Below are 25,407 nucleotides of genomic sequence, written 5' to 3'. Positions count from 1 at the left end.
TATGAACTGAGGTTAATTATGTCTGTTTTTCCGCAAGGATTTTTATGGGGCGGCGCACTGGCCGCCAACCAGTCTGAAGGGGCGTACCGGGAAGGTGGCAAAGGGCTGACCACCGTCGATATGATCCCCCATGGCACAAACCGCATGCCCGTCAAACTGGGACAGGAAAAGCGCTTTACGTTGCGGGATGACGAATTTTATCCCAGCCATCAGGCGATCGACTTTTATCATCGCTATAAAGAAGATATCGCGCTGATGGCGGAAATGGGGTTTACCGTTTTCCGTACTTCCATTGCCTGGAGCCGCCTCTACCCCAACGGTGATGAGCTGACGCCGAATGCAGAGGGTATCGCGTTTTACCGGGCGGTGTTTGCCGAGTGTAAAAAATACGGTATTGAGCCATTAGTCACGCTGTGTCACTTCGATGTGCCGATGCATCTGGTCACCGAGTACGGTTCATGGCGCAACCGTAAAATGGTGGAGTTCTTTACCCGCTACGCCCGTACCTGCTTCGAGGCCTTTGACGGGCTGGTGAAGTACTGGCTGACATTCAACGAAATCAACATCATGCTGCACAGCCCTTTTTCAGGTGCCGGACTGGTGTTTGAAGAAGGCGAAAATCAGGATCAGGTGAAATACCAGTCCGCCCACCACGAACTGGTAGCCAGCGCGCTGGCGACGAAAATTGCCCATGACGTTAATCCGCACAACCAGGTCGGATGCATGCTGGCGGGCGGTAATTTTTATCCTTATTCCTGTAAACCAGAAGATGTGTGGACCGCGCTGGAAAAAGACCGCGAAAACCTGTTCTTTATTGATGTGCAGGCGCGCGGGGCTTATCCCGCATACTCAGCCCGCGTGTTTCGCGAAAAAGGCGTTGTGATTGAAAAAGCCCCGGAAGATGACGATATCCTGAAAAACACCGTCGATTTTGTCTCGTTTAGCTATTACGCATCGCGCTGCGCCTCGGCGGAAATGAACACCGGCAATACCAGTGCTGCCAACGTGGTGAAATCGCTACGTAATCCATACATTGCCGCCAGCGAATGGGGCTGGGGCATCGATCCGCTCGGTCTGCGCATTACCATGAATATGATGTATGACCGCTACCAGAAGCCGTTGTTTCTGGTGGAAAACGGGCTGGGGGCGAAAGATGAAATTGATGCTAACGGTGAGATCAATGACGATTATCGCATCAGCTATTTACGCGAGCACATTCGCGCCATGGCCGACGCGATTGAAGATGGCGTGCCGCTGATGGGTTACACCACCTGGGGCTGTATTGATCTGGTTTCAGCCTCGACCGGTGAGATGAGTAAGCGTTACGGTTTTGTGTATGTGGATCGCGATGATGCGGGCAATGGCACACTGGCGCGCACCCGTAAGAAATCATTCTGGTGGTACAAAAAAGTGATCGCCAGTAACGGCGCCGATCTGGCGTGACGGAGCTGCCGGAGGGGTCCACTGCCCTCCGGCAGACGTGCGTATTTTCATTTCATTTATTGCATTCAAAATGTGGAATCGTCCTTCCAGTTTCAGGTTTGCCCCCACGCGTTTTTACTGGCATTTTATTCAGTAGTTTTTAATCCTGGTCGTTCACCACAAGGAAACGTGCATGTCTGATAAAAATGGCACAACAGCAGTGGCTATAACCAAACCCGTACGTCGATTGAAAGTTGGCTATGTCAGAAAACGCCATGAAGATCCCAAAACGGGTTACACGCGACGAATCAGTCGGCACGCTTCACTCACGCTGAATGGCGACTGGCTGGAACAAGCTGGGTTTCCTACCGGTACGGCAGTGAGTGTGTCAGTGATGCAGGGGAAATTAATTATTGAGCAGGTCATTGAGTAACGAGGAAGGCGGGAAACAGGCCGGATGTCACTCACATCCGGCACTGATACGGTTTACTCTTCCGGCGCTTCAAGCTCGGAGAATCCACCGTGTCCTTCCCAGTCGGCTAATCGCTGATAGACGGTATCGACCGCATCTTTGATCGGTTGTGTCATCGGGTAGTAAAAACCGACAATATCCGGCTGAATGCCAAGGAAAATCACCTCGCCAACGTCATCTCTCAGCTGATCGACCAGGTAGTTCAGCGGCATGTTGTGGGTGGTCATCATGAACATCTCGGCAATATCATCAGGATCGATAATACGGATTTCACCGGGGTTGAGGCCCATGTCGGTGGCATCCACAATCAACAGACGCTGCGGGCGCAGTTCACGGATCGCGACGATGTCGTTTTCCGGCGCGCTGCCGCCGTCAATGACCACCCAGTTGCCTTGAGGGTTTGCGGCACACATTTCGGCCAGCAGGGGACCCGCACCGTCGTCGCCCATCATGCTGTTACCCACACATAATAAAACGTCAGTCACGGTGTCTCCTCACCATCAGATAGATGGCGCTTTCCTGGTGAATGTCGTGCAGCATGCTGAGCATCAGTTTGCTCCACTCCTGCTGCTGCGGGGTCTGCACGGCACGCGCATCGTCGAACGCGCGCGCCAGCATTTGCACATGGTTGAAATCGATGACGATCTCGCCGTACTTCGGCACGCCTTCCATTTTCCGGCGGGCTTCACTGCCTTCGGCAAGCGTGGCAATCCACGCCAGATAGTCATCCCACGGACAGGTCAACGCCGCTTCCAGGCAATCGATGATCCCAAGGTGGTGACCAATCGCCAGGCTGTAATAGACAACCTGCTGCGCCTCGGCGGGCGTCGCATCGTTCTCATCAATAAACTTACGGCTCAGTTGGCTGAACACCACCGTTTCACTCATCGGATACGTGCCTCTTCAACAACATGGTTAAGATGCGTGACGATCTCGGTCAGACGCGGATCGTTTTCCGCTTCCAGCCAGCGCGTCACCTGGTGCTCGCCCTGCCCTAACTGCGTCATATAGTCATCAGCAATCTGACGACCGTAGCGATAACCCGCCAGACGGCGAGCTTCGCGATCAACCTTCACGCGCAGTGGTTGAACCATATCCGGATGCAGAATTTCGGCAGGCTGCCCATCCAGTTCACCTGGCGCTCGCGCGTGAATTTTCTGTTCCAGCAGACCCAGCGCCATGGCAAAACCGTACAGCGTGGCTGCAGGCGTTGGCGGGCAGCCAGGGATATACACATCCACCGGTACGATTTTGTCCGTGCCGCCCCATACGCAGTATAAGTCGTGGAAGATACCGCCGCTGTTGCCGCAGGCACCGTAAGAGATACAAATCTTCGGGTCTGGCGCAGACTGCCAGGCGCGCAGCGCCGGAGAACGCATGGCACGGGTTACCGCGCCGGTAAACAGCAGGATATCCGCATGGCGTGGGGACGGTACCACTTTGATGCCAAAACGTTCGGCGTCAAACAACGGAGACAGCGTGGCGAAGATTTCGATTTCGCAACCGTTGCAGCCGCCGCAGTCCACACGGTAAACGTACGCTGAACGCTTGATGCTTTTTAGCAGCGACGCTTTCATGCTGGCAATGGATTCATCCACCGTCATCGGTACCGGAATACCGTTGGCGTCACGTGGGCCTAATAAATTGCTCATCAGCTGGCCTCTTTCATATGGCGAGTCAGTTCAATACGGTCAGACGGCACCAGACATTTCTGGCGCTTACAATCCGGGCAGGTCTCAAAACTTTCACGGTGGTTTTCCGCACGGGAATCGCCGTTGTGCTTCAGCAACGCAATGGCGTAATCAATCTCTTTTTGTACCGCAAACGGGCGGTTACATACGTGACAATGACACAGCGCAAAGCGAGACTGCTGCAGGAAATCCTCTTTCTTCCACACCGCCAGCTCATATTCCTGCGACAGCTTGATTGCCGCCGTCGGGCAAACTTCTTCGCAGCGGGCGCAGAAGATGCAGCGACCGAGATTGAACTGCCACGCCAGTTCATTGGTGACCAGATCGGTTTCAACCGTCAGCGCATTCGACGGGCACGCATTCACACAGGCTGCGCAGCCAATGCACTGCTGCGGATTGTGTTCCGGTTTGCCACGGAAGTTTTTATCGACCGCAATCGGCTCCAGCGGATACGACGACGTCGGTGCCCCGGTTTTGATGACTTTTTTGATAAAGGTAAACATGGCGATTCCTTATTTCAGCGGCGAGTTTTTACGCTCGATGCTGTAGCGCTCAAGTTCTTTGTACGGCACGACTTTGCTCTTCTTCTTACGCACATCAACCACGGTCATACGGTCAGTACAGGAGTAGCAAGGATCGAGACTACCGATAATCAGCGGCGCATCGGAAACGGTATTGCCACGCAGCATGTAGCGCAGCGTCGGCCAGTTGGCGTAGGTCGCCGCACGGCAGCGCCAGCGATACAGTTTCTGGTTGTCGCCGGTCATGCTCCAGTGGATGTCATCTCCACGCGGCGCTTCAGCAAAGCCCAATGCGAAACGGTGAGGAATATAGGTAAAGCCTTCTACCATCAGCGGACCGCCCGGCAGGTTATCCAGACCAAAGTCGATCATATTCAGTGCGGTGTAGACTTCATTAATACGAACTTTCAGACGAGAAATAACGTCGCAGCCCTGTTCGCTATGAACTTCCATCGGCAGCAGACCATAGCCGACAAACGGGTGATCGGCGCGGGTATCACGCGCGTGGCCGCTGGCGCGTACCATCGGGCCGACGTTACTGAAGTCGCGGGCAATTTCCGGATCCAGACGACCAATACCGACAGTACGCTGTTCCATGTTCGGCGTGCTGAGCAGCATATCGACCAGTTCCTGCACGTCACGACGCATCTGCTGCGCCAGTTGACGGGTCTGGATCATATCTTCTTTCAGCAGATCACGACGGATACCGCCGATCAGGTTCAGACCGTAGGTTTTACGTGCCCCGGTGAGGATCTCCGCCATTTTCATCGACGTTTCACGCACGCGGAAGAACTGCATAAAGCCGGAGTCAAAACCGGTGAAATGGCAGGCCAGACCGAGGTTCAGCAGATGCGAGTGCAGACGTTCCACTTCCAGCAGAATGGCGCGGATCATCTGCGCACGCTCCGGCACCACGATGCCCATCGCATTCTCAACGGAGGTGGTATAGGCGGTGCTGTGGGCAAAGCCGCAAATGCCGCACACACGGTCGGACAGGAACGTGACTTCGTTGTAACCCATGCGGGTTTCCGCCAGTTTCTCCATGCCGCGGTGGACATAGAACAGGCGGTAATCGGCGTCGATGATGTTCTCGCCGTCAACAAACAGACGGAAGTGGCCTGGTTCATCGGAGGTGACGTGCAGCGGACCGATCGGCACCACATTGTTTTTCTTGTCGCCCAGCTCGTTGATGAACTCGTAGGTTTCCGCATCGGTGGTCGGCGCCGGACGCTGACGATAATCCATGCTGTCTTTACGCAGCGGATAGAGTTCGTCCGGCCAGTCATCCGGCAGTACCAGGCGACGCTCATCCGGCAAACCAACTGGGATCAAACCGTACATATCGCGCACTTCGCGCTCGCCCCAGACCGCAGCCGGAACGCGCGGCGTGACGGACGGGAACTCCAGTTTATTGGCATCCACTTCAACGCGGACGGTTATCCAGCACTTGGTGCCCTGCTCCATCGACATCACGTAGTAAACGGCATAATGGCCGCACAGCTGGCGCTCGTCGTTACCAAACAACACGGACAACCAGCCGCCCTGTTTGTAGTACAGGAATTCCACCACTTCCGGCAGGTAATTCACCTTGACGGTGATCGTCAGTTGATCTTTGGTCTGCCAGGCTTCATCCAGCACCACACCCGGGAAGGCCTGGTGCAGCGCAGCGAGATAGTGTTGACCTAATTTTTCTTCAGACATGCTCAAACTCTCTTAAATCACGCCACCAGCAAGGAGACGAACGCTAAAAACGCAAACCCAAAACCGGCCCAGGTCACGCGTGAAGTGGCGCAAAAACGCAGACGCGCCATGCTGTTTTCGAACAGGGCGATGACCAGCACGCCGAGAACCAGCTTGACGACGGCAATCACCAGCGCCAACAGCAGTCCACCTGCGGTAAAGGTTTCCATCTGCCCCCACGGCAAGAACACGCCGACGAACATTTGCAGAACGACCAGTTGTTTAAGGCTGATGCCCCATTTCAGCACCGCAAAACCGCTGCCACTGTATTCGGTCAATGGACCTTCCTGCAGTTCCTGCTCGGCCTCTGCCAGATCGAATGGCAGTTTACCCATTTCGATAAAGGTGGCGAAAGCACAGGCGCACAGCGCCAGAATCAGCGGGATGCTATACGCGGCAGGCCAGTGATAAACGGTATCGGCAATGTTGCTGATATGGGTCGAACCGGCAACCTGCGCCGCGACCCACAGCCCCAGCAGCAGGATAGGTTCAACCAGCACGCCGAGCATCGCTTCACGGCTGGCACCAATGGCGGTAAACGGGCTACCGGTATCCAGTCCCGCGATAGAGAAGAAGAAACGGGCAATGGCGAACAGGTAAATTAAGGTGATCAGATCGCCCAGTTGCGGCAGCGGCGAACCCACGGTCACCACCGGCAACGCGGTGGCAATAGTCAGCATCACGCCCACCATCACAAACGGCGTCAGGCGGAAGACCCAACTGGAATCCGCAGGCGCAATGCTCTGACGACCCAGCAGTTTGATAATGTCGCGGTATTCCTGCAAAACGCCCGGACCCCGGCGATTGTGCAAGCGCGCACGCGCCACACGGGTAACGCCGGACAGCAGCGGCGCAACGGCAAACAGCACCAGCGCCTGAATTAACGGATATAAAACACTCATTCTCAGGCTCCTCGTGAAACCACAATCACCACCAGCACCGCCAGCTCAATCAGCGCCAGGCGACGGAACAGCACCGGCGCAGCCGCATTCTGCCAGCCCGGAACCAGTGATACCGGATTCAGCCATTTACGCAGTTTGAGTACTGGTGCAAAGGCTTCTTTCACCGGCATGGCAAAACCGTGCGCGGTAATGACCATTGACTGCTCGTGATCGTAACCACAGACCCATGCCGCACCGCGTGAACGTGACGGCAGACGGTTGCCTTTGAAAATCGCCATGATGATGAACGGCAGTAGCGGACACGCGATCAGCAGCAGCGTGATCATCGGCTGAGAAACGGTGGTGTTCGCGGTTTCCAGCGGCAGCGGAACAGCAGAGGAGATCATCGGCAGCAGCCACGGCGCAGCGACGCCGCCAATCACGCAGCAGATAGCCAGCGCAACGACGCTCACGCCCATCAGGATTGGTGCGCAGCAGGCATTCTCAGCTTCCTTCGTACGCGGCGCGCCAAGGAACGTAACGCCATAGACTTTCGCCATACACATCACCGCCAGCGCGCCGGTAATTGCCAGCCCAACCGCCAGCAACGGCCCTAACAGACGACCGACAAACGCGCCGCTGTTACCCAGTTTGAAGAAGGATTGATAGATAACCCACTCACCGGCAAAACCGTTCAGCGGCGGCAGCGCGGCCATCGCCATCAGGCCAACCAGCATCGCCAGAGAAATCACCGGCATACGTTTACCGATCCCGCCCAGTTTTTCGATATCACGATGACCGGTACGGAACCAGATGCTGCCCGCGCCCAGGAACAGAACGCTTTTGAACAGGCTGTGGTTGACCAGATGGTACAGACCGCCGGTTAAACCCAGCGCAATCAGCGCAGGTTGATTCAGGGAAATTCCGGTCACGCCAGCCCCCAGACCCAGCAGAATAATGCCGATGTTTTCCAGGGTGTGGTACGCCAGCAGACGCTGGATGTTGTGCTCCATCAGCGCATACAGACCGCCGACAAACGCGGTGATCATGCCCAGTACCAGCAGCGTTATGCCCCACCACAGCGGCGCGTTACCGCCCAGCAGCGACAGCGACAGAATACCCAGCAGACCCACCTTCATGACGACGGTAGAGAACAGCGCCGCAGCCGGTGCGCTGGCGTTGGCGTGTGCCTGCGGCACCCATCCGTGCAGCGGAATAATTCCGGCCAGCAGGCCAAAACCCGCCACGCCCAGCAGCCAGATGTCAGCGCCGAGCGGCAACTCCTGAGTACGCAGGTCAAGCAGACGCAGCTCCAGGGTGCCGTAGCGTTGCCACACCAGGTAGCAGGCAATCGCCAACAGCAGCGTACCGATACGCCCCAGTGCAAACCACAGTTTGCCCTCTTTGCTGCAGCCGGTGAGAAACACGGCACACAGCGCCATGATTTCCGCCATCACCACCAGCGTCCCGAGGTTGCTGGCTACCACCGCACATACCGCCGCGGCCATCAGCAGATTGACCAGCAGGCCGTTAGCTAAAACCAGCGGGTGACGATGCCAGTCAATGTTGTACAGGCTGACAAACAGGCCGCACAGACCCAGCGTAATCAGCCAGATAGCGTTCAGCGGCGTCATTTGCAGACTGTGACCAATAAACGGCATCACACCACTTACCGCCAGCCCATTAATCAGCACGCTAAAACCCGCAGCCGCCGTACACAGGCTGCCGACCGCGCCGCCAACCCCGGCAATCCAACCGCTCAACGATTTATGAAACGAAAACAGAAATGCCAGAACCGCCGCCGCTGTAAACCAGGCCACGCCGCTGTTAATTAGTGAAATTGCGCTCATTTTGCATCCCCACTCTGAGCCTGCTGAAACAAGGTGAGATCGCCGAAATCGGTGTTGAAAGTCAGCTCACGCTTACGTTTGCTGGCGCGGGCGATATCCATGTTGCTCACCAGGTGCAGGGCTTTGGTTGGGCACATGCGCACGCAGGCCGGACCTTGTTCGTCAAAACTGCACAGATCGCATTTCACCGCGATGGCGCGAACGCCCGGAACCCAGTCCAGCAGCGTGCTCACGCGAGCAGGCGCTGGCGGAGCCGGAGGCGCTTTTGGCGTGTTGGCGTTTGCCGGGATATGCAGCGGACGGCTACCGGAAAACTCAATTGCACCGAATGGACAGGCAATCCCGCACAATTTACAACTGACGCACAGGCTTTCATTCAGCTGCACGGCACCGTCAACACGATTAATCGCATTAACCGGACAAACGGTGGCGCAAGGCGCATCTTCGCACTGGTGGCAAAGCTGCGGCGCGGATTCTTTTTCATTTAACATCACTTTCAGGCGCGGCATTGACTGCAGGCCATGCTGGCGATGTGTCTCTGAGCAGGCGGCTTCACAGGTGTGGCAGCCGATACAAAGAGTGGAGTCAGCAATTACAAAACGATTCACCAGGCATTCCTCAGGTGATAGTCATTTTTGACGAAAACATGTCTGCGAAATGTCATTTCGACATTTTTCGACATGCCCATTCCCTAAACTGTCGTGACGCAGAATGAAAACGCATCATGACAAAAGTGGGCGGCACCCGAGGCTTAAGCCGGGCTTTGTCCCTCAACCAGCTGGCTTAAATTCACCGGCATATTGTTCTCAACCGCGGTGTACAGGCTGTCGTAGACGGTGGCGATTTTTTCGAGGTAGTGCTCCAGCACCTGTTCACGATCGCGGTTGCTGATGCGCTCATCGACTTTACCGTCGAGGGTCAACTGTGCCTGTGCAATCAGTTGCTTATCATCACCGTCTTTCGTTTCAACGTAGTACTCGATGGTATGGCTATTGAAGCCATCTGCCAGCGTGACGTAGATAGTGAAGTGTTCAAAAAGGACGAAGCAGAGATCTTTGTCCGGTGCACAGCTCATTGCATGATGCAAACGCGCTTTCGACAGGGTGATTCCCTGAACCAGCGAGTTACAGTAAATACGCCACTGGTCCTGTAGGCGACGATGCCGTTCAGCGATGTAATCGGCTTTTTCGCTTATTTCCCAAATAGTCATGTCAGGTTACCCGTTTAGCAGAGATGAACAGCCTTAAGCACATTTCATGCCAAAATTAAAATCATTTATTTTCATATAGTTATGAATTCACAGTGCGGTGACGACATGTCATTTCGTCATCGTCGACATTGTCACGAACGTGAAAATTCAACCTGGCATGTTTATTGCTTTTAAAACGGCGACATCTTAGGAGGCGATATGCACGAAATAACCCTCTGCCAACGGGCACTGGAATTGATTGAACAACAGGCCACCCAACACGGCGCAAAGCGGGTAACTGGGGTCTGGCTCAAAATTGGCGCATTTTCTTGCGTAGAAACCAGCGCTCTCGCCTTTTGTTTTGATCTGGTATGCCGTGGCACCCTTGCAGAAGGTTGTAAACTCCACCTCGAAGAACAAGAAGCCGAATGTTGGTGCGAATCTTGTCAGCAATACGTCACCTTACTGACGCAACGTGTGCGCCGTTGTCCGCAATGTCATAGCGATATGCTGAGGATCGTGGCCGATGACGGCCTACAGATTCGACGAATTGAAATTGATAATAATCCAACGCCGGATGGCGACGCGTAAGCGTCTTATCCAGCCTACAGGAATGGTCTGAGTTGTAGGCCGGATAAGGCGAAGCCGCCATCCGGCAACAGATATACCGCAAGATAAAGATCAGGAGTGAGCGATGTGTACGACATGTGGTTGCGCTGAAGGCAACCTATATATAGAGGGTGATGAACATAACCCCCACTCGGCGTTTCGCAGCGCGCCATTTGCCCCGGCGGCTCGCCCGGCACTGAATATTACCGGTGTGAAAACCTCCAGTTTCACGCCGAGCCAGACCGAAGAAGGCGACTTGCACTACGGTCACGGTGAAGCAGGCACCCACGCGCCAGGCATGAGCCAGCGCCGCATGCTGGAAGTGGAAATTGACGTACTGGATAAAAACAACCGTCTGGCCGAACGCAACCGCGCCCGCTTTGCCGCCCGTCAGCATCTGGTACTGAACCTTGTCTCAAGCCCGGGTTCCGGTAAAACCACGCTGCTGACCGAAACGCTGATGAAGCTCAAAGACAGCGTGCCATGTGCCGTCATTGAAGGCGACCAGCAAACGGTTAACGATGCCGCACGTATTCGCGCTACGGGCACGCCCGCCATCCAGGTCAACACCGGCAAAGGTTGCCACCTCGACGCGCAAATGATTGCTGACGCCGCGCCGCGTTTGCCGCTTGAAGACAACGGCATTTTGTTCATTGAAAACGTCGGCAACCTGGTTTGCCCGGCCAGTTTCGACCTCGGCGAACGCCATAAAGTCGCCGTGCTTTCCGTCACCGAGGGTGAAGACAAACCGCTGAAATACCCGCATATGTTTGCCGCCGCCTCGCTGATGCTGCTCAACAAAGTGGATCTGCTGCCGTACCTCAATTTTGATGTAGATAAGTGCATCGCCAGCGCCCGGGAAGTGAACCCGGAAATTGAGATCATCCTGATTTCCGCCACCAGCGGCGAAGGGATGGACCAATGGCTCTCCTGGCTGGAGACGCAGCGATGTGCATAGGTGTTCCGGGTCAAATCCGCACCATTGACGGCAACCAGGCTAAAGTCGACGTTTGCGGTATTCAGCGCGACGTCGATCTAACGCTGGTCGGTAGCTGCGATGAGCATGGTCAACCCCGTTTGGGCCAGTGGGTACTGGTTCACGTCGGCTTTGCCATGAGCATCATTAATGAAGCAGAAGCGCGCGACACGCTCGATGCGCTACAAAACATGTTTGACGTTGAGCCGGATGTCGGCGCGTTGCTGTATGGCGAGGAAAAATAATGCGTTTTGTTGACGAATACCGCGCACCAGAACAGGTGATGCAGTTGATAGAGCACCTGTGTGAACGTGCTGCACTCCTCCCCTACACAGCTGAACGCCCGCTGCGCATCATGGAAGTTTGTGGGGGTCATACCCACGCAATCTTCAAGTTCGGTCTCGATCAGTTACTGCCTGAAAACGTCGAGTTTATTCATGGTCCAGGCTGCCCGGTTTGTGTGCTGCCAATGGGCAGAATCGACAGCTGTGTAGAAATTGCCAGCCATCCGGAAGTAATTTTCTGCACCTTTGGCGATGCGATGCGCGTCCCGGGTAAACAAGGTTCCCTGCTACAAGCCAAAGCGCGCGGCGCGGATGTCCGTATCGTCTATTCACCGATGGATGCGCTGAAGCTGGCGCAGGAAAACCCAACGCGTAAGGTGGTGTTCTTTGGCCTGGGTTTTGAAACCACCATGCCAACCACCGCCATCACTCTGCAGCAGGCCAAACAGCGCGATGTGCAGAACTTTTACTTTTTCTGCCAGCACATCACCTTGATCCCAACGCTGCGCAGCCTGCTGGAACAGCCGGACAACGGTATCGACGCCTTTTTGGCGCCGGGTCACGTCAGTATGGTGATTGGCACTGACGCCTATAATTTCATTGCCTCAGATTTCCATCGCCCACTGGTGGTCGCCGGTTTCGAACCGCTCGATCTCCTGCAGGGCGTGGTGATGTTGATTGAGCAGAAAATTGCCGCGCACAGCCAGGTAGAAAATCAGTATCGCCGCGTGGTACCCGACGCCGGTAACGCGCTAGCGCAGCAGGCGATCGCCGACGTGTTCTGCGTCAATGGCGACAGCGAATGGCGCGGTCTGGGCGTCATTGAATCATCAGGCGTTCACCTGACGCCTGACTATCAGCGTTTTGACGCCGAAGCGCATTTCCAGCCAGCGCCGCAGCAGGTGTATGACGATCCGCGTGCGCGTTGCGGAGAGGTATTGACCGGCAGATGCAAACCGCATCAGTGCCCGCTATTTGGCAAAACCTGTAACCCGGAGACCGCATTTGGTGCCCTGATGGTCTCCTCAGAAGGCGCATGTGCCGCCTGGTATCAGTATCGTCAGCAGGAGTGTGAAGCATGAACAGCGTACAACTCGCCCACGGTAGCGGCGGTCAGGCTATGCAGCAGTTGATCAACAGTCTGTTTATGGAGGCATTTGCGAATCCGTGGCTGGCGGAACAGGAAGATCAGGCACGTCTGGAACTGGCGCAACTGGTCGCTGAAGGCGACCGTCTGGCGTTTTCAACCGACAGCTATGTTATCGATCCGTTGTTCTTCCCGGGCGGTAATATCGGCAAGCTGGCTATCTGTGGTACAGCTAACGACGTGGCGGTCAGCGGCGCGATCCCGCGCTATCTCTCCTGCGGTTTTATCCTCGAAGAAGGTTTACCAATGGAGACGCTGAAAACCGTCGTTAACAGCATGGCGGCAACCGCGCGCGAAGCGGGAATTGCCATCGTCACCGGCGACACCAAGGTTGTACAGCGCGGCGCGGCGGACAAGCTGTTTATCAACACCGCTGGAATGGGCGCGATCCCCGCCAACATTCACTGGGGCGCACAGACCCTGAGCGTGGGCGATGTGCTGCTGGTCAGCGGTACGCTTGGCGATCATGGCGCAACTATCCTTAACCTGCGTGAACAGCTGGGGCTTGATGGCGAACTGGTCAGCGACTGCGCGGTATTGACGCCGCTTATCCAGACGCTACGTGATATCCCCGGCGTGAAGGCGCTGCGTGACGCGACCCGTGGCGGCGTGAATGCGGTAACGCATGAATTTGCCGCATCATGCGGGTTTGGCATTGAGCTGTCTGAAGCGGCCCTGCCCGTGAAGCCCGCGGTGCGTGGCGTTTGCGAACTGCTGGGTCTGGATGCGCTCAACTTTGCTAACGAAGGTAAGCTGGTGATTGCCGTTGAGCGTCAGGCAGCTGAAACGGCGCTTGCCGCACTGCGCGCGCATCCGTTAGGACGCGATGCCGCAATGATTGGCGAAGTGGTAGAACGCAAAGGTGTGCGTCTGGCCGGACTTTACGGCGTGAAACGAACTCTCGATTTACCACACGCCGAACCCTTACCTCGTATATGCTAGCAGCCAGTTGGCAGCATACTGTAGGCCGGATAAGACGCATTTGCGTCGACATCCGGCATTAACGCTGCATTATCGCCTGATGGCGCTTTGCTTATCAGGCCTACGGATTGCGTGACCAGCGAGTTCGCGGTCAGCTATCCGGCAATAATTTACGACTAATACCTATAATTCATTTACCGTTTTCGCACCGTTCTGCGGTGCTTTTCCTGGAAAAGCAATATGTCGTATACACCGATGAGTGACCTCGGGCAGCAAGGCCTGTTCGATATTACTCGTACATTATTACAGCAGCCCGATCTCCCGTCTCTCAGCGAGGCGCTTTCGCAGCTGGTCAAGCGTTCAGCGCTGGCCGACTGTGCGGCTATTGTCTTATGGCAGGCACAAACGCAGCGTGCGCGTTATTTTGCGGCGCGTGAAAATGGTAAACCCATCGATTATGAAGACGAAACGGTACTGGCCCATGGCCCGGTACGCCGTATTTTGTCTCGTCCCGATGCGCTGCACTGCAACTATCACGAGTTTACTGAAACCTGGCCACAGCTGGCCTCTGGCGGATTGTATTCTGAATTTGGCCACTACTGCCTACTGCCGCTGGCGGCGGATGGGCGTATCTTTGGCGGCTGTGAATTCATCCGTAACGAAGATCGTCCGTGGAGTGAAAAAGAGTACAACCGGCTGCAGACCTTCACCCAGATAGTCGGCGTCGTTGCTGAACAAATTCAAAGCAGGGTCAGCAACAACGTCGATTACGATCTGCTGTGTCGCGAGCGTGATAACTTTCGCATCCTGGTCGCCATCACCAATGCGGTGCTCTCCCGTCTGGACATTGACGAACTGGTCAGCGAAGTCGCCAAAGAGATCCACCACTATTTCGACATTGATGCCATCAGCATCGTGTTACGCAGCGATCACAAAAACAAGCTCAGCATTTATTCCACCCACTATCTGGATGAACATCATCCGGCGCACGAACAAAGTGAAGTGGATGAAGCGGGTACGCTTTCTGAACGCGTTTTCAAAAGCAAAGAGATGCTGCTGATTAATCTGAGCGAACGCGATACGCTCGCCCCTTACGAACGGATGCTGTTCGAAACCTGGGGCAACCACCTACAGACTCTGTGCCTGCTGCCGCTGATGTCCGGCAATACTATGCTCGGCGTCCTTAAGTTAGCGCAGTGCGAAGAGAAAGTGTTCACCACTGCCAATCTGAAACTGTTGCGCCAAATCGCCGAACGCGTGGCGATCGCCGTGGATAACGCCCTCGCCTATCAGGAAATTCACCGTCTGAAAGAGCGCCTGGTCGATGAAAACCTGGCGCTGACAGAACAACTCAACAACGTGGAGAGCGAGTTCGGTGAAATCATTGGCCGCAGCGAAGCCATGTACAGCGTGCTCAAGCAGGTCGAAATGGTGGCGCAAAGCGACAGCACCGTCCTGATTCTCGGCGAGACCGGAACCGGTAAGGAGCTGATCGCACGCGCAATCCACAACCTGAGTGGACGTAACGCCCGCCGGATGGTGAAAATGAACTGCGCGGCAATGCCTGCCGGATTACTGGAAAGCGATCTGTTTGGTCACGAGCGCGGCGCGTTTACCGGTGCCAGCACGCAGCGGATTGGTCGTTTCGAGCTGGCGGATAAAAGCTCGCTGTTCCTCGATGAAGTCGGTGACATGCCGCTGGAGCTTCAGCCCAAACTGCTGCGCGTACTGCAAGAGCAGGAGTTTGAACGTCTGGGCAGCAATAAACTGATCCAGACCGACGTTCGCTTGATCGCCGCCACTAACCGCGATCTGAAAAAGATGGTCGCCGATCGCGAGTTTCGTAACGATCTCTACTATCGACTGAACGTCTTCCCGATCCATCTGCCGCCACTGCGCGAGCGCCCGGAAGATATTCCGCTGCTGGTTAAAGCTTTCACCTTTAAAATTGCTCGTCGGATGGGGCGCAATATCGACAGCATTCCCGCCGAGGCGCTGCGTACGTTGAGCAGCATGGAGTGGCCGGGCAACGTGCGCGAACTGGAAAACGTGGTGGAGCGCGCAGTTCTGCTTACCCGAGGCAACGTGCTGCAGCTGTCCCTGCCGGATATTGCCGCGTTGACGCCGTCTGCACCACCGGTAGCCACCGAAGTTGCGCAGGATGGCGAGGACGAATACCAGTTGATCATGCGCGTTCTGAAAGAGACCAACGGCGTGGTTGCCGGTCCTAAAGGCGCGGCGCAGCGCCTGGGACTGAAGCGCACCACGTTACTCTCGCGCATGAAGCGATTGGGCATCGATAAGGATGCGCTGGTTTAGCCAGTGAGACTATACTGGGTGATAACTCAACGAAAGGAGGCAGTATGGCGGTATCAGCACGTAATCAATTAACCGGTACAGTCAGTGCAGTTGCCACTGGCGCAGTAAATGATGAAGTTGAACTGACGCTGGCTGGCGGCGCAAAACTGGTCGCAATTGTGACCCATAGCAGTCAGCAGGCACTGGGTCTGGCGAAAGGAAAAGAAGCCATTGCGCTGATCAAAGCGCCGTGGGTGACGCTGGCGACTGAAGACTGTGGCCTGAAATTCTCTGCCCGTAACCAATTTGCCGGTAGCGTTTCACAGGTAACCGAAGGCGCCGTTAACGCCACCGTACACATCGAAACTGATGCCGGTTTTGACATTGTTGCGGTCGTGACGAACGAAAGTCAGCAAGAGATGAAACTGAGCCAGGGAAGCCGCGTTATTGCGCTGATCAAAGCCTCAGCCATTCTGATTGCCACCAAAGCGTAATATCCATTCATCATCGCATGGCAAGATTGCCCGATGGCGCTACGCTTATCGGGCCTACGCACAGGTGAGCTTGCTGGCCGGATAAGGCATCGCCGCCATCCGGCACAAAATAACCAGATTACTTCTTGCGCTGATATTTCTCAGGTAATTCCGGGACAGGACGCTTGTCATCAATCAGATGGCGAACGGTCAGAACCGGGTGACGCCAGAGCATTCTCGGCCCGGCCCAACGCATAATTTGCTTCATCTCTTCGCGTTTGGCAGATTGATAGCAGTGCACCGGACACTGCTTACAGGCCGGTTTTTCCTCACCAAATACGCACTTATCGAGGCGCTTTTGCGCATAAGCAAACAACGTATCGTAATGCCCTGGCTCGTCTGAAGCTTCCGGACACTGGCTTTCGTACAGCGAGATCATCTTTTGGATCGTCATTTTTTCACGAGCAATACGTTTGCCGGACATGATGCCTCCATAGCTAAGTTGCATAAATAATACACCTTAAAAATACGCAGCACTATTACCTGAAGGTGATACATCCTCACCCCATGCAAATAAGAATTATTTTCATTTATTTATGCCATGTGCTATATAACATAGCAAAGGCTATATTCGATGATAAATTAACCATTTTGTTGTGAGGGATACTATGCCGCATCTGCCCCATCTGAAATCGTTTCTCCTTGCCAGCGTAATCACGGCGCTGACGCTGTCTCCTGCCTGGGCGAAAGATAAATTTAAGGTAATAACCACCTTTACGGTGATTGCCGATATGGCGAGCAACGTGGCTGGCGACGCAGCAGAGGTCAGTTCCATCACCAAACCCGGCGCAGAAATTCACGAATATCAGCCCACACCAGGGGATATTAAACGCGCACAGGGTGCACAACTGATCCTCTCCAACGGCCTCAATCTGGAGCTGTGGTTTACCCGCTTCTACCAACATCTGTCCGGCGTACCGGAAGTGATGGTCTCAAATGGCGTACAACCAATGGGTATCAGCGAAGGGCCGTACAACGGCAAACCGAACCCACATGCCTGGATGTCAGCGGAGAACGCACTCATCTACGTGGATAACATTCGCGATGCGCTGATGAAATACGATCCAGACAATGCCGCCACCTACCAGAAAAATGCGGAGAATTATAAAGCAAAAATCCAGCAGACCCTGGCGCCGCTGCGTGCTGAACTGGCAAAGCTCCCCGCCGATAAACGCTGGCTGGTCACCAGCGAAGGCGCATTCTCTTATCTCGCGCGTGATAACGGCCTGAAAGAGCTGTATCTGTGGCCGATCAATGCCGATCAGCAAGGTACGCCCAAACAGGTACGTAAAGTGATCGACGCGATCAGGGAGCATCATATCCCCACCGTATTTAGCGAAAGCACCGTGTCCGACAAGCCTGCGCGTCAGGTCGCCCGTGAGTCTGGCGCACATTACGGCGGCGTGCTGTATGTTGATTCGCTCAGTGCTGCCGACGGTCCGGTACCGACCTATCTGGATTTACTGCGCGTGACGACAGAAACCATCGTCAGCGGCATCAACGACGGGTTAAGGAGCCAAAAATGAGTCAATCTGCGATTACCGTGAATCAGGTTACGGTGACGTATCGCAACGGGCACACCGCACTGCGGGACGCCACTTTTCAGGTTCCGGGCGGCTCAATTGCCGCCCTGGTCGGCGTCAACGGTTCGGGGAAATCAACGCTATTTAAAGCGCTGATGGGGTTTGTCCGTCTGGCGAAGGGGGAAATATCTATTCTGCAGCAACCGGTGAATAAGGCGCTCAAACAGAATCTGATCGCCTATGTCCCCCAGTCAGAAGAGGTGGACTGGTCGTTTCCGGTACTGGTGGAAGATGTGGTGATGATGGGACGCTTTGGCCATATGGGCTGGTTGCGTCGGCCAAAACAGATCGACCACGACTGCGTGGATGCGGCGCTGGCGCGGGTTGACATGCTGGACTATCGCCACCGCCAGATTGGTGAACTCTCTGGTGGGCAGAAAAAACGCGTCTTTCTGGCGCGCGCCATTGCACAGGACGGCCAGGTTATTTTACTGGATGAACCCTTCACCGGTGTGGATGTAAAAACCGAGGCGCGTATCATCGACCTGCTGCGCGAATTGCGTGATGAGGGCCGGACGATGCTGGTCTCCACCCATAACCTGGGCTCGGTCACCGAGTTTTGTGATTACACGGTAATGATTAAAGGCACCGTGCTGGCAAGCGGCCCAACCGAAACCACCTTTACCACCGAGAACCTTGAACAGGCATTTAGCGGCGTTCTGCGTCACGTTGCCCTGAGCGGCGGCGAACAACACGTGATTACCGATGATGAACGTCCGTTTATTTCGCGACGCCCGGCAAGCGAGGGGGAATAATCATGAACTGGCTGACAGAGCCGTTTGGTTACCAGTATATGCTCAACGCCATGTGGGTCTCGGCGATGGTCGGTGGCCTGTGCGCGTTTCTCTCCTGCTATCTGATGCTTAAAGGCTGGTCGCTGATTGGCGATGCGCTATCGCACTCTATCGTGCCGGGCGTGGCCGGAGCCTATATGCTAGGGCTTCCCTTCGCGCTGGGTGCATTTCTTTCCGGTGGACTGGCTGCGGGCAGCATGCTGTTTCTCAATCAACGTTCACGCCTGAAGGAAGATGCGATTATCGGGCTGATTTTTTCGTCTTTTTTCGGTATCGGGCTTTTTATGGTGTCGCTCAATCCGATGTCGGTGAACATCCAGACCATTATTCTCGGTAATATCCTGGCAATTGCGCCGGAAGATATTCTGCAACTGGCGATCATCGGCGTGGTATCGCTGACCATCCTGCTATTGAAGTGGAAAGATTTGATGGTGGTCTTTTTTGATGAAAACCACGCCCGGTCTATCGGTCTGAATCCAGGTCGGCTGAAGCTGCTGTTTTTTACCCTGCTCTCCGTTTCAACGGTAGCCGCCCTGCAAACCGTCGGCGCCTTTCTGGTGATTTGCCTGGTAGTCACTCCCGGCGCCACAGCCTGGCTGTTGACCGATCGTTTTCCTCGCCTGCTGGCGATCGCCGTGGCTATCGGTAGCCTGACCAGCTTTTTCGGCGCCTGGCTGAGCTACTGGCTGGATGGTGCAACCGGCGGAATTATCGTCGTACTGCAAACGCTGCTGTTCCTGCTGGCGTTTGTCTTCGCCCCCAAACACGGTCTGCTGGCGAATCGCCGCCGCGCCCGCCAGGTCAATAAGGAGCTGGTATGATCTTAACAACGCTGCTGGAACCCTTTCAGTTTAGCTTTATGGTCAATGCGCTGGTCATCTCCACTATTGTGGCTATCCCCTGCGCGTTGCTATCGGTTTTTTTGGTGCTCAAGGGTTGGGCGTTGATGGGTGATGCCATGAGCCATGCGGTTTTTCCAGGGATCGTTCTGGCGTATATCGCAGGCATCCCGCTGGCAATTGGCGCATTTATCGCTGGATTGTTCTGCGCGATAGCAACCGGATACCTCGACGATAACAGCCGCATTAAGCGCGACACCATCATGGGCATTGTTTTCTCCGGGATGTTTGGTGCGGGACTGGTGCTGTATGTTTCCATTCAGTCGGAAGTGCATCTGGATCATATTCTGTTCGGCGATATGCTCGGCATATCACTGAGCGATATCGTGCAAACAACGGCGATTGCTTTGGGGATCGCGCTTATCATCGGGCTGAAGTGGAAAGATCTGCTGCTGCATGCGTTCGACCCACATCAGGCCAAGGCCAGTGGGCTTAACACCGCCCTGCTGCACTACGGCCTGTTGTGCATGATCGCCCTGACGATTGTCGCCACGCTAAAATCAGTTGGGATTATTTTGTCGATTTCTTTACTGATTGCGCCCGGCGCCATCGCGATTTTAATGACGCGAAAATTTTCTCACGCCTTGTGGCTGGCGGTGGTGATGTCGGTCATTACCTCATTTATGGGGGTGTATCTGTCATTTTTCATCGACAGCGCACCGGCTCCCACCATCGTCGTATTATTTTCCCTGCTGTTTGTGATTACTTTTATTTATGCAACCCTGCGCGATCGGCGTTTAGAGAATCAACTTCAGCTGCATGATGTATAAATAATGCTTCATGGTATGTCAGCTAATGATGTTTATGCCTCTAAAGCCTCGTTTCCACATCCTGACGGGTATTATCGTTATTCCATAACGATAAAAAGAGCAACCACGAAATGAAAGAGTAATTTGATACAAACTTCACCAGCCACACCTCAATGGTAAATTAGGGTGTGGCATTGATATTTGAATTTCACCTATTAAAGATAAAGAAAATCGACTCATTAACCGGTGTTTTATTAACCATCTAACTTTATGATCATTGTTTCGATACTCACTGAAGAAGGATAAGTTGCAGGTTTATAGATAAACCCATACAACATCGGCAAAATTCATATCACACACAAAAAAAATAATTAATAATTTCTTATTAAGCCATACTACTGGCGGGTTATGGCTCCAAAACCCTTCGCCGCCCCCCCCCCCCATAACTGAGCCGTATATGCACTCTGAGCATTCAGCCACGCTCTTTGAGCAGCCTGGACAGACATTAATCTCAAAGGTTAAATCACATCAACATCATTATTTAGCCTGCACTTCTGAAAATGATATCAGGCATAAAAGCAATGCTGAGAGGGACTCGTCCCACACCATTAAAAATTGAAATTTAACCCTTCACAATCAAACAATCAAAGAATAAAAAACTATAATAATCAATTTTTATGAATTACATGGCTAGAAAAATAAAAATACTGTTTCATATCAGTCATCCAATCCGACCTGTAACCAGGCTCATTAATCAGGAAAGTTAATATGACGTTAAGAAAGACATACATGAAACTTGCGCTGGCTATTTTGTTCGAAATATTTGCAACAACTATGCTAGTCCTTTCTGAAGGATTTACCCGCATCCTTCCTTCTGTTTTAGCCATAATAGGATATGGGCTTTGCTATTATATTCTAACTTATGTGTTTCGCAGAATGCACCTTGGCGTTGCTTATGCGATCTGGTCTGGTGTGGGTATCGTCGCAGTAAATATAATTGGCATGTTAAATTTCGGCCATTCAATAAGTGGGGGCCACTTACTGGGCATGTGGTTAATCGTTGCCGGAGTTATTGTTATTAATTTTTCCGCAAAATATAAAACGATGGAAAACACATGATTCAAATAATACTCATGAGTACAACGTGGTTATTTATTGCCATTCTTACTGAGGTTTTTGGCACTGCCATGCTACCCAAAACCCGACATTTTCAGAGACTCGTCCCAACCATATTTTGTGCGTTAAGTTACGTAGTCTGTTTTTATGCCCTGGGGCAGGCAATGAAATTAATGACACCAGGTATCGCTTACGCAATCTGGTGTGGTATGGGCACAGTATTAATTACTGTGATAAGTAGTATTTATTACGACATGCATACCAGCATATTTGAAAAAGCAGGTATTGCACTGATCCTGAGTGGCACGCTGCTGATGGGATTTGCATAAAAGGAGTTATTAAATGGAAAAGCAACTTACCGATCGTATTGACGCCCTGAAAGTCCAATATTTCAGCGCAAAGCCGTTTATCTCTGTTTCAAGGGCACAGGCGGTTACAGAAGTCTATAAAAACAACCCCGGGCTGGATCTGATTATGTTACGGGCACTGGCCTTTCGGCGCGCCTGAGAACAGGCACCTTTATGGATTGCCGAGAATGAGCTTATTATCAGCCACCCGGCAGGCGGTCCGCGCGGTGGAGAAGTATCACCAGAGCTCAGCTGGCGCTGGGTGGCTGAAGAACTGGATACCGTAAAAGAGCGTAAACAGGATCCCTATCAGATAAGTGACAGCGCAAAGCGTATTCTCAGAGAAGAAATCTTCCCTTTTTGGCGCGGTCGCTCGCTGGATGAAATCGCAGAAACGCAACTCCGTCATGCAGGCCTCTGGGAATGGTGCAATGAGTACGGCGTCTGCGACGTGACCATTAAAACCCAGAATGGCGGTGGTGATACCTGTCCGGGTTACGACACGTTATTACTGACAGAAGGTATGGGCGGTTTACGTGACAGGGCTATTCACGCAATTGAACAGCTAAGTTTAACCTGCGCAGAAGATATGGAACGCCACCAATTCTATCTGGCAATGAAAGAGACCTGCGATGCGGTGATCCATTACGCCCATCGTTACAGCGACTACGCCGCACAACTGGCTGCTGAACAAACCGATCCTCAACGCAGAGTAGAGTTGAACCGTCTCGCTGACATTTGTCGCCGTGTACCGGAACACGCGCCGCGTAATTTTTATGAGGCGCTTCAGTCCCTGTGGTTTGTACAGTCTCTGTTTTGTCTTGAAGAAAACCAGACCGGTATTTCACTGGGACGCGTCGATCAGTATCTCTGGCCATTACTGGAGCGTGACCTGGCAGAAGGGACATTGACTCATGCCCAGGCAGAAGAGTTACTGTGTTGCTGGATGATTAAAATGGCAGAGAGTTTGTGGATTTGTAGTGAGTCTACAGCAAAATATTTCGCTGGGTATCAACCATTTATCAATATGGTTGTTGGCGGGCAAAAACGTGAGGGCGGCGATGCCACCAATCCGCTGACAATGATGATTATGGCCTGCTCACGCAAGTTGAAAATTTATCAACCCAGCCTGGCTGTAAGGATACATAACCAGTCACCGTGGCACTATCTGCGCGAAATTGTGGAAGTTATCCGCGGGGGAACAGGTTTTCCGGCCTGCCATTTCGATGACGCGCATATCAAAATGATGCTGCGCAAGGGATTTGATTATGAAGATGCCCGTGATTATTGCCTGATGGGCTGTGTTGAGCCTCAAAAGTCCGGGAAAATGTATCAATGGACATCTGTAGGCTATACCACGTTTACTCGGCCGCTGGAACTGGCGTTTAGTAATGGTTATGGGCCGCAAGGTGAGCGTATCGGTCCGCAGACCGGCGAACTGACAGAGATGACCACTTACAACGATTTTGAAGCGGCAGTAAAACAGCAACTGGCGGCTATTACGGCTAAAGCGGCCCAAGCCACACTCATCATCCAGAAGTTGCACAGACAGTATGCGCCAAAACCGCTTATTTCCTGCCTGATTGAGGGATGCCTGGAAAAAGGTCGCGATGTTACCGCGGGCGGAGCGTGGTTAAACAACGGCCCCGGGCTTATCTGGACAGGTCTGGCTGATTTAGCGAATGGGTTGATGGCCATTAAAAAAGTGGTGTATGAGCAGGAGCAGGTCACTCTGACTGAGCTGAATGAAGCGTTGAAAGCCGATTTTGTTGGGCATGAAGCGCTTCGCCAGCGCTGCCTGCGAGCACCGAAATACGGCAATGATATTGCAGAAGTTGACGAACTGGCGCGTTCCCTAATTCATTACACTGAACAAGAGCATCGCCGCTATCACATGCTTTATGGCCGCTTCACGCACGGTACGCTATCTATTTCAAATAATACGCCGTTCGGACTGGCAACCGGTGCGTTGCCTGGCGGCAGACTGGCTCATAAACCTCTGGCCGACGGGATAAGCCCATCGCAGCAAACCGATATCAATGGCCCGACGGCAGTGATTAACTCGGTGAGCAGGATAAACGTTGAAGAGATGGAAATCGGCATGGTGCATAACCTCAAACTAATGCACGGTATGCTGGAAAGCGATGAAGGCATTAATCAGCTGATTAACCTGCTTCGTACCGCCAGTATGCTTGGTAATGGGCAAATGCAGTTTAGCTACGTCGATAATGAAGAGCTGAAGCGTGCGCAGGCACGCCCGGAGGAGTATCCGAATTTGATGATTCGTGTGGCCGGATACAGCGCATTTTTTGTTGAACTCAGCCGTGAGGTGCAGGATGAAATCATTAGCCGAACCGTTCAACATGAATGCTGAGCCGCTAACAGGCCGCGTCTTTAATATTCAGCGCTTCTCGTTACATGATGGCCCGGGTATTCGCAGCGTCGTATTCCTTAAAGGATGTCAGATGAGCTGTATTTGGTGCGCGAATCCCGAAGGGCTGCGACAGGATAATGACGTGCTGTGGCGTACCAGTAGTTGCCAGCACTGCGGGGCCTGCGTTGATGCCTGCCAGAACGGCATTCATCAGTGGAGTAATAAGCGTCACGTTATTGATCCCAGTATGTCGTGTGATGGCTGCCGTCTTTGTGAAGACGCTTGCCCATCCCAGGCACTTAAGATTGTCGGGCGCCAGATGTCAGCTGATGAGGTACATCAAGAGGTTGTAAAAGATGTGGCTTATTATCAGTTATCAGGAGGAGGCGTTACGCTCAGCGGCGGTGAAGTGATGCTTCAACCGGATTTTGCAGTCCAGGTACTACAAAACTTACGCCGGGAGGGTATCCATACCGCGGTGGAAACGGCAGGGTTCGCCCCCTGGTCAGCGGTTGATAAAGTCAGCACGGTGGCTGATCTGGTGCTCTATGATCTCAAGCTGGCGGATGACACACTTCATCAACGATTTACCGGGGTCAGTAATATCCGTATTTTACGCAATCTTGAAAAATTACTGACGTTGAATACTCCAGTGCGCCTGAGGATCCCAGTGATTCCCGGCGTTAACGATTCATCACATGAAATAAATAATATGCTCCAGCTTATCAGCAATCTTACTGCCGAAAAGACATCCTTTCAGGGTATTGATTTATTGCCTTACCATGCTTACGGCGTACAAAAATACTCACTGCTGGGACGCGATTACCCGGCCAGTACTATTATCAGGAAGGGTACAGAAAGTAATGGCGCAACATTCCTTCAGATTGCAAAAGACAGAGGAATCTCCGCTACGCTTTCAACCAGCCTGGTGGGTTAAAAGAACTGTGCCGCAATTGCACAACTTTGGTTTAACAACATTACTCATTTTTTCAGCAAACTGTCTGTTATCTG

General features: G+C 53.4%; 27 protein-coding genes and 1 pseudogene. 18 read left to right on the top strand and 10 right to left on the bottom strand.

The window, feature by feature from the left end:
• The first annotated feature begins 18 nt into the window (after positions 1–18).
• Positions 19–1,443, top strand: coding sequence for a 6-phospho-beta-glucosidase (locus I6L54_RS06790; protein ID WP_040232279.1), 1,425 nt, complete (start codon positions 19–21; stop codon positions 1,441–1,443).
• Between the two features lie 172 nt (positions 1,444–1,615).
• Positions 1,616–1,855: a SymE family type I addiction module toxin gene (locus I6L54_RS06785; protein WP_005130577.1), complete on the top strand. Its 240-nt coding sequence runs from the start codon at positions 1,616–1,618 to the stop codon at positions 1,853–1,855.
• Positions 1,856–1,908: 53 nt separating this feature from the next.
• Here I6L54_RS06785 and hycI read toward each other — a convergent pair whose 3' ends face one another.
• From hycI to hycA, 9 genes are all read right to left on the bottom strand, one after another.
• Positions 1,909–2,379: a hydrogenase maturation peptidase HycI gene (gene hycI, locus I6L54_RS06780; protein WP_005130581.1), complete on the bottom strand. Its 471-nt coding sequence runs from the start codon at positions 2,377–2,379 to the stop codon at positions 1,909–1,911.
• Complete coding sequence (locus I6L54_RS06775; RefSeq protein ID WP_005130585.1) at positions 2,372–2,782, bottom strand: formate hydrogenlyase maturation HycH family protein; 411 nt, start codon at positions 2,780–2,782, stop codon at positions 2,372–2,374. Before I6L54_RS06775 ends, hycI begins: the two co-directional genes overlap by 8 nt.
• The gene (gene hycG / locus I6L54_RS06770) at positions 2,779–3,546 is read right to left on the bottom strand and encodes a formate hydrogenlyase subunit HycG (protein WP_005130587.1); all 768 of its coding nucleotides are present in this window, start codon (positions 3,544–3,546) and stop codon (positions 2,779–2,781) included. The genes I6L54_RS06775 and hycG overlap by 4 nt, the downstream gene beginning before the upstream one ends.
• A complete protein-coding gene (locus tag I6L54_RS06765; RefSeq protein ID WP_005130589.1) occupies positions 3,546–4,088 on the bottom strand; it encodes a formate hydrogenlyase complex iron-sulfur subunit in 543 nt (180 codons plus the stop codon). Before I6L54_RS06765 ends, hycG begins: the two co-directional genes overlap by 1 nt.
• Positions 4,089–4,097: 9 nt before the next feature.
• The gene (gene hycE, locus I6L54_RS06760; RefSeq protein ID WP_005130590.1) at positions 4,098–5,807 is read right to left on the bottom strand and encodes a formate hydrogenlyase subunit HycE; all 1,710 of its coding nucleotides are present in this window, start codon (positions 5,805–5,807) and stop codon (positions 4,098–4,100) included.
• Between the two features lie 17 nt (positions 5,808–5,824).
• Positions 5,825–6,748, bottom strand: coding sequence for a respiratory chain complex I subunit 1 family protein (locus tag I6L54_RS06755; RefSeq protein ID WP_005130594.1), 924 nt, complete (start codon positions 6,746–6,748; stop codon positions 5,825–5,827).
• A 2-nt stretch (positions 6,749–6,750) separates the two neighbouring features.
• Complete coding sequence (gene hycC / locus I6L54_RS06750; protein WP_005130598.1) at positions 6,751–8,577, bottom strand: formate hydrogenlyase subunit 3; 1,827 nt, start codon at positions 8,575–8,577, stop codon at positions 6,751–6,753.
• Positions 8,574–9,185: a formate hydrogenlyase subunit HycB gene (hycB, locus tag I6L54_RS06745; RefSeq protein WP_005130602.1), complete on the bottom strand. Its 612-nt coding sequence runs from the start codon at positions 9,183–9,185 to the stop codon at positions 8,574–8,576. The genes hycC and hycB overlap by 4 nt, the downstream gene beginning before the upstream one ends.
• Before the next feature lie 143 nt (positions 9,186–9,328).
• Entirely contained in the window at positions 9,329–9,787 is a 459-nt protein-coding gene (gene hycA / locus I6L54_RS06740; protein ID WP_005130603.1) for a formate hydrogenlyase regulator HycA, read from the bottom strand.
• A gap of 198 nt (positions 9,788–9,985) precedes the next feature.
• On the opposite strand from hycA, the gene hypA reads away from it, so the two are divergent.
• The 7 genes from hypA (at position 9,986) to I6L54_RS06705 (ending at position 16,495) form a co-directional block, all read left to right on the top strand.
• On the top strand, positions 9,986–10,357 hold the full coding sequence (hypA, locus tag I6L54_RS06735; protein ID WP_005130604.1) for a hydrogenase maturation nickel metallochaperone HypA: 372 nt from the start codon (positions 9,986–9,988) through the stop codon (positions 10,355–10,357).
• Between the two features lie 103 nt (positions 10,358–10,460).
• Entirely contained in the window at positions 10,461–11,333 is an 873-nt protein-coding gene (gene hypB, locus I6L54_RS06730; protein ID WP_005130606.1) for a hydrogenase nickel incorporation protein HypB, read from the top strand.
• Positions 11,324–11,596, top strand: coding sequence for a hydrogenase 3 maturation protein HypC (gene hypC / locus I6L54_RS06725; RefSeq protein ID WP_003037411.1), 273 nt, complete (start codon positions 11,324–11,326; stop codon positions 11,594–11,596). The genes hypB and hypC overlap by 10 nt, the downstream gene beginning before the upstream one ends.
• Entirely contained in the window at positions 11,596–12,717 is a 1,122-nt protein-coding gene (hypD, locus tag I6L54_RS06720; RefSeq protein WP_005130611.1) for a hydrogenase formation protein HypD, read from the top strand. Before hypC ends, hypD begins: the two co-directional genes overlap by 1 nt.
• Complete coding sequence (gene hypE, locus I6L54_RS06715; RefSeq protein ID WP_005130612.1) at positions 12,714–13,724, top strand: hydrogenase maturation carbamoyl dehydratase HypE; 1,011 nt, start codon at positions 12,714–12,716, stop codon at positions 13,722–13,724. The genes hypD and hypE overlap by 4 nt, the downstream gene beginning before the upstream one ends.
• Before the next feature lie 219 nt (positions 13,725–13,943).
• Positions 13,944–16,022, top strand: a complete 2,079-nt coding sequence (gene flhA / locus I6L54_RS06710) for a formate hydrogenlyase transcriptional activator FlhA (RefSeq protein WP_005130613.1) — start codon at positions 13,944–13,946, stop codon at positions 16,020–16,022.
• A 44-nt stretch (positions 16,023–16,066) separates the two neighbouring features.
• Positions 16,067–16,495, top strand: a complete 429-nt coding sequence (locus I6L54_RS06705; RefSeq protein ID WP_005130615.1) for a TOBE domain-containing protein — start codon at positions 16,067–16,069, stop codon at positions 16,493–16,495.
• A gap of 118 nt (positions 16,496–16,613) precedes the next feature.
• Here I6L54_RS06705 and I6L54_RS06700 read toward each other — a convergent pair whose 3' ends face one another.
• Positions 16,614–16,958 (bottom strand): nitrous oxide-stimulated promoter family protein, encoded by a 345-nt coding sequence (locus I6L54_RS06700; RefSeq protein WP_005130616.1) that lies wholly within the window; start codon positions 16,956–16,958, stop codon positions 16,614–16,616.
• 184 nt (positions 16,959–17,142) lie between these two features.
• Between I6L54_RS06700 and sitA the strand changes: the two genes are divergently transcribed.
• From sitA to I6L54_RS06660, 9 genes and pseudogenes are all read left to right on the top strand, one after another.
• Positions 17,143–18,060, top strand: coding sequence for an iron/manganese ABC transporter substrate-binding protein SitA (gene sitA, locus I6L54_RS06695; RefSeq protein ID WP_040232237.1), 918 nt, complete (start codon positions 17,143–17,145; stop codon positions 18,058–18,060).
• Positions 18,057–18,872, top strand: coding sequence for an iron/manganese ABC transporter ATP-binding protein SitB (gene sitB / locus I6L54_RS06690; RefSeq protein WP_040232236.1), 816 nt, complete (start codon positions 18,057–18,059; stop codon positions 18,870–18,872). Before sitA ends, sitB begins: the two co-directional genes overlap by 4 nt.
• Before the next feature lie 2 nt (positions 18,873–18,874).
• Positions 18,875–19,732 (top strand): iron/manganese ABC transporter permease subunit SitC, encoded by an 858-nt coding sequence (gene sitC / locus I6L54_RS06685; protein WP_040232234.1) that lies wholly within the window; start codon positions 18,875–18,877, stop codon positions 19,730–19,732.
• Positions 19,729–20,580, top strand: coding sequence for an iron/manganese ABC transporter permease subunit SitD (gene sitD, locus I6L54_RS06680; RefSeq protein WP_040232233.1), 852 nt, complete (start codon positions 19,729–19,731; stop codon positions 20,578–20,580). The genes sitC and sitD overlap by 4 nt, the downstream gene beginning before the upstream one ends.
• A 768-nt stretch (positions 20,581–21,348) precedes the next feature.
• A complete protein-coding gene (locus I6L54_RS06675) occupies positions 21,349–21,678 on the top strand; it encodes a DMT family transporter (RefSeq protein WP_245163444.1) in 330 nt (109 codons plus the stop codon).
• A complete protein-coding gene (locus tag I6L54_RS06670; RefSeq protein ID WP_040232230.1) occupies positions 21,675–22,004 on the top strand; it encodes a DMT family transporter in 330 nt (109 codons plus the stop codon). Before I6L54_RS06675 ends, I6L54_RS06670 begins: the two co-directional genes overlap by 4 nt.
• Before the next feature lie 13 nt (positions 22,005–22,017).
• Entirely contained in the window at positions 22,018–22,182 is a 165-nt protein-coding gene (locus I6L54_RS24235; protein ID WP_245163443.1) for a hypothetical protein, read from the top strand.
• Positions 22,183–22,197: 15 nt separating this feature from the next.
• Positions 22,198–24,396 (top strand): annotated as a pseudogene (gene cutC / locus I6L54_RS06665) (choline trimethylamine-lyase); the annotation flags it as partial.
• Entirely contained in the window at positions 24,359–25,333 is a 975-nt protein-coding gene (locus I6L54_RS06660) for a glycyl-radical enzyme activating protein (protein ID WP_040232229.1), read from the top strand. The pseudogene cutC and the gene I6L54_RS06660, both read left to right, overlap by 38 nt.
• The last annotated feature ends 74 nt before the right edge of the window (positions 25,334–25,407 follow it).

The organism is Citrobacter pasteurii, from assembly GCF_019047765.1.
In the GTDB taxonomy this organism is placed as follows: Bacteria; Pseudomonadota; Gammaproteobacteria; order Enterobacterales; family Enterobacteriaceae; genus Citrobacter; species Citrobacter pasteurii.
The sequence above is the reverse complement of the archived record's forward strand: the minus strand, read 5'-3'. Positions and strand labels throughout refer to the sequence as shown.